Here is a 9,913-nt window from a genome sequence, read left to right as displayed (position 1 = left end):
CGGCAGCTTCAGATCGATATAAGAGACAGGCTTCGCCCCGGTCACCCCCGCCCCGCCCGCCGCCCCCGGGGGCCCCGCGTACGGAGCCCCGTACGGCGCCCCCGGCGCCCCCTCCAACGTCTGGGCCGCGCCCGGCGCCCCGCACCACGGACACCCCGGACACCCCGGACCCCCGCCCGCCACCAACGGCATGGCCGTCGCCGCCCTCGTCTTCGGGATCGTCGGCATCGTGCTCGGCCTCGTCCCCTTCCTCTTCTGGGCCGGCGGCCTCCTCGCCCTGGTCGGCCTCGGGCTCGGCATCGCGGCCGTCGTCCGCTCCCGCGGCGGCGCCCCGCGCGGCGCGATGGCCGTCGCGGGGACCGTCCTCGCCCTCCTCGGCCTCGGCGCCTCGGTCGGCGGCTACTTCATCACCCGCTCCGTGGTCCACACGATCGACGCGAAGATCTCGGAGGACCGCCACTACGAGGACGACGGACCGGTCTTCCCGGGCGCCCCTCCGCTTGCGACGCGGAAGCCCTCGCCGTCCCCGTCCCAGGTGCCGGGCCTCACCAGCGCGCTGCCGTTCGGCGAGACGTTCACGTACCCGAGCGGCGTCGAGGTGAAGGTGTCGCAGCCGAAGAAGTACGTCACCGACAGCGAGTACATCAAGGTGGGGAACGCGGTCCAGGTGACCCTCACCGTCACCAACAACTCGACCGAGCCCCTCAACATCATCTACGCGGTGCCCAACGTCCGCGACGAGCAGGGCCTGGCGGGCAAGCTCGTCTTCGACGGGGAGATGCCCAAGATGATCAAGGGCGACATCCTGCCGGGCTCCTCGGCGACCGGAGTCATCGCCTACGAGGTCCCCAAGGGCACCGCGACCCTCACCGCCGACATCACCCCCGGCGGACGGCTGCCTTCGGTCAAGTACAGCGGGCCGGTCGGCTGAATCAGCCGCCCCCAGGACATCGCGTCAGAAGGACGATTACACTGGGCCCGTGCCTCAACTTCGCCTCGCTCTGAATCAGATCGACTCGCACGTCGGCAACATCGCCGCGAACGCCGACTCGGTCGTCCACTGGACCCGGCACTCCGCCGAACAGGGCGCCCACCTGGTGGCGTTCCCGGAGATGATGCTGACCGGGTACCCCGTCGAGGACCTCGCCCTGCGCGACTCCTTCGTCGAAGCCTCCCGTACGGCCCTGCGCGCACTCGCGGAGCGGCTGGCGGCCGAGGGCCTCGGCGACCTTCCGGTCGTCGTCGGCTACCTCGACCGCACGGCGAGGGCCGTGCCCCGGCTCGGCCGGCCGGCGGGGTCCCCGGAGAACGCCGCCGCCGTGCTGCACGGCGGGCAGGTCGTCCTGCGCTTCGCCAAGCACCACCTCCCCAACTACGGCGTCTTCGACGAGTTCCGGTACTTCGTACCGGGCGACACGCAGCCGGTCATCCGGGTGCGCGGCGTGGACGTGGCCCTGGCCATCTGCGAGGACCTCTGGCAGGAGGGCGGCCGCGTCCCCGCCACCCGCTCCGCCGGGGCCGGGCTGCTGATCTCCGTCAACGCCTCGCCGTACGAGCGCAACAAGGACGACCTGCGCCTCGAACTGGTGCAGAAGCGCGCACAGGAAGCCGGCTGCACCCTCGCCTACCTGGCGATGATCGGCGGCCAGGACGAGCTGGTCTTCGACGGCGACTCGATCGTCGTCGACGCCGACGGCGAGGTCATCGCGCGGGCCCCGCAGTTCTCCGAGGGCTGCGTGCTCGTCGACCTCGACCTCCCGGCCGCCTCGGCCACCCCGGTCGAGGGCACCGTGGACGACGGCCTGCGCATCGACCGCGTGATCCTCTCCGAGGAGCCGGTGGAGCCGTACGAGGCGGTCGTGGCCGGCGGCTACGCCGACCGTCTGGACGACGACGAGGAGATCTACGACGCGCTGGTCGTGGGCCTGCGCGCGTACGTCAAGAAGAACGGGTTCCGCTCGGTCCTGATCGGGCTCTCCGGCGGCATCGACTCGGCGCTCGTCGCCGCCATCGCCTGCGACGCGATCGGCGCACAGAACGTGTACGGCATCTCGATGCCCTCGAAGTACTCCTCGGACCACTCCAAGGGCGACGCGGCCGACCTGGCCGAGCGGACCGGCCTGAACTTCCGGACCGTGCCGATCGAGCCGATGTTCGACGCGTACATGGCCTCGCTGGGCCTGACCGGGCTCGCCGAGGAGAACCTCCAGTCCCGGCTGCGCGGCACCATGCTGATGGCGGTCTCCAACCAGGAGGGCCACATCGTGCTGGCCCCGGGCAACAAGTCGGAGCTGGCCGTCGGCTACTCCACCCTGTACGGCGATTCCGTGGGCGCCTACGGCCCGATCAAGGACGTCTACAAGACGGACGTCTTCCGCCTGGCGCGCTACCGCAACCGGGCCGCCGAGGAGCGCGGCGAGACCCCGCCGATCCCGGTCGCCTCGATCGACAAGCCGCCGAGCGCCGAGCTGCGCCCGGGGCAGGTGGACACCGACTCGCTGCCGGACTACCCGGTCCTGGACGCGATCCTGGCCCTGTACGTGGACCGCGACCAGGGCCTGGAGGCCATCGTCGCCGCCGGCTACGACCGCGAGCTCGTCGCGAAGACCCTGCGGATGGTGGATACGGCGGAGTACAAGCGCCGGCAGTACCCGCCGGGCACGAAGATCTCCGCGAAGGGCTTCGGCAAGGACCGCCGGCTGCCCATCACGAACGGCTGGCGCGAGCAGGCCTAGTCGGGGGCCGGTCGAGGCCTGGTCGTACGCGTGCCGGTGCCCCGGCCGCTCCTCGGAGCGGCCGGGGCACTGCCGTACGTACGGCCCTGCCTGCGGAGCTACGGCTTGACGGTGACCCGGGCCGCGATCGGCAGGTGGTCGCTGCCCGTGCGGGGCAGGGTCCAGGAGGCCTCGGGGGTGACGCCGCGGACCAGGATCTGGTCGATGCGGGCCATCGGGAACTGCGCGGGCCAGCTGAAGCCGAAGCCGTCGCCGGAGGCGCCCTGGGTGGAACGCAACTGCGAGGTGACCTCGGACAGCGCCCGGTCGTTGACGGTGCCGTTGAGGTCTCCGAGCAGGATGACCTTGCGCAGCGGTTCGGCGGCGAGCGAGGCACCGAGGGCGTCGGCGCTGTTGTCGCGCTGGTTGGCGGTGAAACCGGCGTTGAGCTTGACCCGGACGGAGGGCAGGTGCGCGACGAAGGCCGCGACGTCCCCGTAGGGGGTCTTGACGGTGGCGCGCATCGCCCGGGTCCAGCCCATCTTGATGTCCACGGGCCGGCTGGAGGTCAGCGGGTACTTGCTCCACAGGCCGACGGTGCCTTCGACGGAGTGGTACTGGTAGGTCCCCGCGAGGGCCTTCTCGTAGAGGGGGACCGCGCTGCCCTTGAGCTCGGTCAGGGCCAGGACGTCGGCTCCGGACTTGGCCACCGATGCGGCGGTGCCCGTCGGGTCGGCGTTGTCGGCGTCCACGTTGTGGGTGGCCACGGTCAGGTTGCCGCCGCCGTCGGACTTGTCGCTGACCAGGCCGCCGAAGAGGTTCGTCCAGACCGCGGCGGTGAGCAGTATCGCGATCAGTGCGGTCGCGGACCTGCGCACCAGCGCGGCGACGAACAGGACCGGGACGATCAGGCCCAGCCAGGGCAGGAAGGTCTCGGTGAGGCTACCGAGGTTGCCGATGTCGTTGGGCAACGAGGCGTGGAAGATCATCACGAGCGAGACCAGCACCGCGAGCGCGGCGAGCACGATCCCGCGGCGCCAGATGCCGCGGTCCCCCCGCAGGTCGGCCAGCCGGCGTCGGAGACCGGTTCGGGAGGGCTCGGACTCCGGGCCGCCGCTCCCCTTCTCCGTCATGTACGCCTGTGCCATGCCACTGCCCTCACTGCCGTGCTCGCGCTCCGTCCCCGCCCCTTGACCCTAGGCGATATGCGGAGCGATCCGTGCCGATTGTCTCGGCCGTACGTCCGGGAGGACGAACGGCCGAGCGGCCGCAGTTCCGCTTGTCACGAAACGCTCACATTGGCCCCCGGCGCGCCGCGGAGGACGCCGGAGTGCGCCCGGGGCGGGCCCGGAGCCCCCGCAAGTGTGATGAACGGCGGACGAACCGGCCTTCGTGCCACTTCCGCCGCGGGCCGGACCAGTGCCACCATGGTGGTGAGTCCGGGGACGCCGTAAGGGTGCCTCGAGATGAACACCAAGGAGCAGTTGCAATGACGCATGCCGTTTCGCCTGCCCGTGAAGCCGCCTCACCCACCCTGTACGGAGGCTCGGGCACCCGGCGCATCACCGTCCGCGACCTCACCCTCGCCAAGGAACGCGGCGAGAAGTGGCCCATGCTCACGGCCTACGACGCGATGACCGCGTCCGTCTTCGACGAGGCCGGCATCCCGGTCATGCTCGTCGGCGACTCGATGGGCAACTGCCACCTCGGTTACGAGACCACCGTTCCCGTCACGATGGACGAGATGACCATCCTGTCGGCGGCCGTCGTACGGGGCACCAGCCGGGCCCTGATCGTCGGCGACCTGCCGTTCGGCTCGTACCAGGAAGGCGCCGTACAGGCGCTGCGCAGCGCCACCCGCCTCGTCAAGGAGGCCGGGGTCGGCGCGGTGAAGCTGGAGGGCGGCGAGCGCTCGCTGCACCAGACCGAGCTGATCGTGCAGTCCGGTATCCCGGTCATGTCCCACCTGGGCCTGACCCCGCAGTCCGTGAACGCGATGGGCTACCGGGTGCAGGGCCGCGGCGACGAGGCCGCGCACCAGCTGCTGCGCGACGCGAAGGCGGCGCAGGACGCGGGCGCCTTCGCGGTGGTCCTGGAGCTGGTCCCGGCCGAGCTGGCCGCCGAGGTCACCCGGTCCCTGCACATTCCGACGGTCGGGATCGGCGCGGGCTCGGAGTGCGACGCGCAGGTGCTGGTGTGGACGGACATGATGGGGCTGACCAGCGGGAAGCTGCCGCGGTTCGTCAAGCAGTACGCGAACATCCGCCAGACCATGGGCGACGCGGCGAAGGCCTTCGCCGAGGACGTCGTCGGCGGAACGTTCCCGCAGGCGGAGCACGCGTTCCACTAGCCACACCGGTCCGCCGACGGCGTCGACGGCCCGCCGACATTTCCGTCGGCGGGCCGTCGGCCGGCTGTAGCGGCGCTGTCGGTGGGCTGTAGGCGTTCTGTCAGTGCCGGCTGCTCTGATGGTCGGCATGACGCGAAACGACAACACTCCCCCGAACGGCTCGCACGCCGTACAGGTCCGGGGGCTGGTCAAGCACTACGGCGAGACCAAAGCACTCGACGGCGTGGACCTCGACGTCCGCGAAGGCACCGTCCTCGGGGTCCTCGGCCCCAACGGCGCGGGCAAGACCACCCTGGTGCGCTGCCTGTCCACGCTGGAGGTCCCGGACGCCGGCACGGCGTTCGTCGCCGGTTACGACGTGGTCCGCCAGCCCCGGCAGCTGCGCCGCACCATAGGACTGACCGGCCAGTACGCCTCGGTCGACGAGAAGCTCTCCGGCTGGGAAAACCTCTACATGATCGGCCGGCTGCTGGACCTGTCCCGCAAGGACGCCCGCACGCGCGCCGACGAGCTGCTCGAGCGGTTCTCCCTCACGGAGGCCGCGAAGAAGGCCGCGATGCACTACTCCGGCGGCATGCGCCGCCGGCTCGACCTGGCCGCCTCCATGATCGGCCGCCCGGCCGTCCTCTACTTGGACGAGCCGACCACCGGCCTGGACCCCCGCACCCGCAACGAGGTGTGGGACGAGGTGCAGCGGATGGTCGCCGAGGGCGCCACCGTCCTGCTCACCACCCAGTACATGGAGGAGGCCGAGCAGCTCGCCAGCGAGCTGACGATCATCGACCGGGGCCGGGTCATCGCCAACGGCAAGGTCGACGACCTCAAGGCCCGGGTCGGCGGCCGCACGCTGAAGATCCGTCCCGTCTCCGCCGCCGACCTGCCGGGCATGGCCCGCTCCCTCGCGGAGGCCGGTCTGGACGGGGTGGCCGGCTCGCAGGCCGTGCCGGACGAGGGCGTGCTGCTGGTCCCGATCCTGAGCGACGAGCAGCTGACCGCCGTCGTCGGCCTCCTGGCCACCCGCGGGTACCAGATCGCCGACCTGGGCACCTACCTGCCCAGTCTCGACGAGGTGTTCCTGTCCATCACCGGCCAGAAGCCCTCCTCGCCCGAAGAGTCCGTCCCCACCGAGCAGACCGAGGAGGTCGCGGCATGAGCACCGTAACCACGACGAAGCCCAGCAGTCCCGTGGCCGCCCCGGAGCACCGGCGGACGGTCTCCGACGACGGCCGCATCGGCCTGCGCGGCAATCTGCGGCACATCGGCGCCCTGGTGCGCCGCAACACCCTGCAGATCAAGCAGGACCCCGAGTCGATGTTCGACGTCCTGTTCATGCCGATCATCTTCACGCTGCTGTTCGTGTTCGTCTTCGGCGGCGCGATCTCCGGCAAGGGCAACCAGGCGGAGTACGTCAACTACGTGGTGCCCGGCCTGATGGCCATGATGGGCATGAACATCGCCATGGCGGTCGGCACCGGAGTCAACGACGACTTCAAGAAGGGCGTGATGGACCGCTTCCGGTCCATGCCGATCGCCCGGTCCTCCGTGCTCCTCGCGAAGATCGTGGTCGAGCTCGGCCGCATGATGGTCGCGATCGGGATCCTGCTCACCGTGGGCTTCATCCTCGGTCTGTCGATCAAGACCTCGGTGCTGGAGCTGTTCCTCTCCATCGGCCTGTCGGCGGTCTTCGGCGCCTCGCTGATGTGGATCTTCATCCTGCTCGGCCTGACCATGAAGACGGCGCAGGCCGTCCAGGGCATGGCCATGCTGGTCCTGATGCCGCTCCAGTTCGGCAGCTCGATCTTCGCCCCGCCGTCCACGATGCCCGGCTGGCTGCAGTCCTTCACCGACTACAACCCGCTGTCGAACCTGGCCGACGCGGCCCGCGGCCTGATCAACGGCGGCCCGGTCGCCCACTCCGTGTGGATGACCCTCGCCTGGTCCGCGGCGATCACGGCGGTCACCATGCCGCTCGCCGTCCGCAAGTTCCGCCAGAAGACCTGACCCGGGCGGCCCGTTCGGATCGCGTCCCGGACGGGCCGTGACACAGCGGGGACCGGGTCAGACGAGGGCGGTGGCCTCCTCCAGGGAGAGGCCGCCGCCTTCGCCGTACGCCTCCTCGTACCCGGCGTCGCCGAGCGCGGCCCGGACCAGGCGCTCGGCCCGCTCGACGTCGTCGCGTTCGATCGTGACCGGGAAGTGGCGGGGCGGCAGCAGGGCGCGGTAGGCGCCGATCAGCCGCGCGGCTTCGTACGCCCGGTGCGGCCCGCCGATCCCGGCGTGGGCGACGGCCGCCGTCAGCAGGTACACGGCGGGGAGCTGGGGGGCGATGAGCAGGGCGAGCGGGTCCCGCACGCTCTCCATGGCCTGGCGGACCATGACGAGGGCGTCCTCGTACTTGCCCTCCTGGTTGTCCAGCCAGGCCATCGTGCCGAGCAGGAACCCGTCGAAGATCGCGTAGGCACCGAAGGAGAAGTCGTCGCGCAGCGCCTGGAGTTGGGCGCGGGCCTCGGCGATGCGGCCGGTACGGCCGTAGATGCCGGCGAGGAACATCCGGGCGGCGGGCCTGGCTTCGTTGCCGATGTGCTCGGCTCCCGGAAGGAGGGCGTCCAGGATCTCCTCCGCCTCCTCGATGTGGCCGTCCTCGACGAGCGTCCCGGCCATCCGCACCTGCAACACCATGACCTGGGCCTTGGCGCCGAGCCTGCGGGCGTGATCGATGGCGGCGCGGAAGTCCTGTGCGGCCAGGGCGTAGCGGCCGCCCTTCTCCAGGGCCTCGGCACGGGCGGAGAGCGCTTCGGCGCAGCCCCAGTCGTCGCCGAGCTCGCGGAAGATCGCGAGGCTCTCCTCGGCGTCGCGGGCGGCGTCGCCGGCCCAGTCGGCGCGGTTGGCCAGCACGTTGGCGCGCAGCTGGAGGGCGGAGGCGAGCTCCCAGCGGTAGCCGAGCCCGCGGGCGGTCTCCACCGTCTCCTGGATGACGTCGCGGAGCAGCACGGGGTCCCCCGCGATCATCACGGCGTAGATCCACATGACGCCGGGGACCCGGCAGGTCTGCGGCAGCCCCGGGCGGTAGGTGGCGATCATGGCCTCCACCTGGGCGCGGACCTCCGGGCTGGACCAGTTGATGTCGCTCTGGTCCCGGGCGATCATGCACATGATCCGGACGCCGCGCCAGGCCTCGGTGAGCAGCTCGCCCTCGTACGGCGGGGGCGCGTCGACGACCTGCTCGTAGACGGGCGGGGCGGCGGCGACGGGCGGGGCGAAGGGATCGGGGCCGAGGGCGGCGGCGGCTCCGGACCAGTGGCGGAGCTCGCCGCGCAGGTCGTGCATCTGCCAGTACCAGACGAGGGAGTGGACGAGGCAGAGCACCTCGCCGACGTCGCGGGCGGCGACGGCGCGGCGCAGGGCCGTACGGAGGTTCTCGTACTCGGTGGAGATCCGGTCGGCGGCCGCGCGCTGGCCGTGACCGCGGAGCTGCGGCTCGATGGTGCGGACGAGTTCGCGGTAGTGGGTGAGGTGGCGCCGCTCGGTGGCGCCGCGGTCTTCGCCGGCCTCGGTGAGCCGCTCGGCGGCGTACTCGGCGACGGTCTCCAGGAGGCGGTAGCGCATGGCGCCGCCGGCCGCGTCGGGGGCGGCGACGACGAGGGACTTGTCGACGAGGGAGCCGAGGAGTCCGGCGACGTCGACGGTGGCGACCGGAGCCGCCCGTACGGCGCGGGGGCCGGGGCGGGCGCCGGTCGCCTCCGCACCGGCCGTCGCGGCCGTCCTGCCCGTCGCGGCCGTCCCGCCGGTCGCGGCCGTCCCGTCCGTCTCGTCGGCGCAGACGGCTTCGGCGGCTTCGAGGTCGCAGCCGCCGGCGAAGACGGAGAGCCGGCCGAGGACGGCCCGCTCGGACGCGTCGAGGAGGTCCCAGGACCAGTCGACGACCGCGCGCAGGGTCTGCTGACGGGGCAGCACGGTACGGCTGCCACCGGTCAGCAGCCGGAAGCGGTCGTCAAGGCGGTCGGCGATCTGGCGCGGCGTCAGCAGGCGCAGCCGGGCGGCGGCCAGCTCGATCGCGAGCGGCATCCCGTCCAGGCGGCGGCAGATCTCGATGGCGGCGGCCGGATCGGCGTCGACGCTGAAACCGGCCCGGGCGGCGGAGCCGCGGTCTTGGAGCAGCCGCAGCGCGACCGGGTCGGGCAGCGGATCCACCGGGCGCAGCGCTTCCCCGCGCACGCCGAGGGGCTCGCGGCTCGTGGCGAGGATCTGCACGCCGGGGCAGTGCGTGAGGATCCGGTCGGCGAGGTCGGCGGCGGCCCCGATGACGTGCTCGCAGTTGTCGAGGACCAGCAGCAGGCGGCGCCGTGCGCAGTGCTCCGCGAGGCGGTCCAGGGAGGTGTCCCCGCCCCGGTCGGTGAGCGCGCGCAGCTCCTCGGCGGAGGCGCCGCGCAGCTTGGTCTCACGGGCGCCGAGCGCGGCGAGGGCCGCCTCGGCGACGTCCTCGGGGTCGTCCACCGGAGCGAGCTCCACGAGCCACACCCCGTCGGGCCACGCGCCCCCGGCATGCGCCTCGGCGGCCTCCTGGGACAGCCTCGTCTTCCCGGCGCCGCCGGGTCCGAGGAGGGTGACGAGCCGTGCTCGGGCGAGATCTTCCCCGATGACCCGGATGTCGTCCTCCCGCCCGACGAAGGTCGTCAGCCGCGCCCGCAGATTGCCCTGCCCGGGCGGTACGTGCCCCTGCCCGCCGTATCCGGCCTCCGTAGCCATAACCGCGGCCCTGCCGGAGCCGGTCCCCGCGGCCGGTGCACCCTCCGGGTCGGCGGACAGGGCGGAACGCCCGTAGTCACCGGAGCCGGGGCCGGGGCCGGGG

7 protein-coding genes are annotated in these 9,913 nt (G+C 72.1%); 5 read left to right on the top strand and 2 right to left on the bottom strand.

Annotated elements, in window-relative coordinates; genetic code table 11:
• The first annotated feature begins 190 nt into the window (after positions 1–190).
• A complete protein-coding gene (locus J7E97_RS32330) occupies positions 191–931 on the top strand; it encodes a DUF4352 domain-containing protein (protein WP_215034683.1) in 741 nt (246 codons plus the stop codon).
• A 49-nt stretch (positions 932–980) separates the two neighbouring features.
• Positions 981–2,735, top strand: a complete 1,755-nt coding sequence (locus J7E97_RS32325; RefSeq protein ID WP_215034681.1) for an NAD+ synthase — start codon at positions 981–983, stop codon at positions 2,733–2,735.
• Between the two features lie 98 nt (positions 2,736–2,833).
• Here the strand turns inward: J7E97_RS32325 and J7E97_RS32320 are convergent, their stop codons facing one another.
• Positions 2,834–3,862, bottom strand: coding sequence for an endonuclease/exonuclease/phosphatase family protein (locus tag J7E97_RS32320; protein WP_215034679.1), 1,029 nt, complete (start codon positions 3,860–3,862; stop codon positions 2,834–2,836).
• Positions 3,863–4,203: 341 nt separating this feature from the next.
• On the opposite strand from J7E97_RS32320, the gene panB reads away from it, so the two are divergent.
• From panB to J7E97_RS32305, 3 genes are all read left to right on the top strand, one after another.
• On the top strand, positions 4,204–5,064 hold the full coding sequence (panB, locus tag J7E97_RS32315) for a 3-methyl-2-oxobutanoate hydroxymethyltransferase (protein ID WP_215034677.1): 861 nt from the start codon (positions 4,204–4,206) through the stop codon (positions 5,062–5,064).
• Between the two features lie 118 nt (positions 5,065–5,182).
• On the top strand, positions 5,183–6,217 hold the full coding sequence (locus J7E97_RS32310) for an ATP-binding cassette domain-containing protein (protein WP_215034687.1): 1,035 nt from the start codon (positions 5,183–5,185) through the stop codon (positions 6,215–6,217).
• A complete protein-coding gene (locus J7E97_RS32305) occupies positions 6,214–7,065 on the top strand; it encodes an ABC transporter permease (RefSeq protein WP_215034675.1) in 852 nt (283 codons plus the stop codon). The genes J7E97_RS32310 and J7E97_RS32305 overlap by 4 nt, the downstream gene beginning before the upstream one ends.
• 57 nt (positions 7,066–7,122) lie before the next feature.
• Here J7E97_RS32305 and J7E97_RS32300 read toward each other — a convergent pair.
• A partial coding sequence (locus tag J7E97_RS32300) for an AAA family ATPase (protein ID WP_251055484.1) occupies positions 7,123–9,913 on the bottom strand: 2,791 nt, incomplete at its 5' end.

The sequence above is a fragment of the Streptomyces sp. ISL-66 genome (genome assembly GCF_018614135.1).
In the GTDB taxonomy this organism is placed as follows: domain Bacteria; phylum Actinomycetota; class Actinomycetes; order Streptomycetales; family Streptomycetaceae; genus Streptomyces.
Note: the sequence above shows the minus strand (reverse complement) of the source record. Positions and strands in the feature narration are given on the sequence as shown.

Excerpts from the sequence above, each read along its gene's own strand:
- J7E97_RS32330 (WP_215034683.1), top strand. The coding sequence starts at position 191 with ATGGCCGTCGCCGCCCTCGTCTTCGGGATCGTCGGCATCGTGCTCGGC.
- J7E97_RS32320 (WP_215034679.1), bottom strand. The coding sequence starts at position 3,862 with ATGGCACAGGCGTACATGACGGAGAAGGGGAGCGGCGGCCCGGAGTCC.
- panB (WP_215034677.1), top strand. The coding sequence starts at position 4,204 with ATGACGCATGCCGTTTCGCCTGCCCGTGAAGCCGCCTCACCCACCCTG.
- J7E97_RS32310 (WP_215034687.1), top strand. The coding sequence starts at position 5,183 with ATGGTCGGCATGACGCGAAACGACAACACTCCCCCGAACGGCTCGCAC.
- J7E97_RS32305 (WP_215034675.1), top strand. The coding sequence starts at position 6,214 with ATGAGCACCGTAACCACGACGAAGCCCAGCAGTCCCGTGGCCGCCCCG.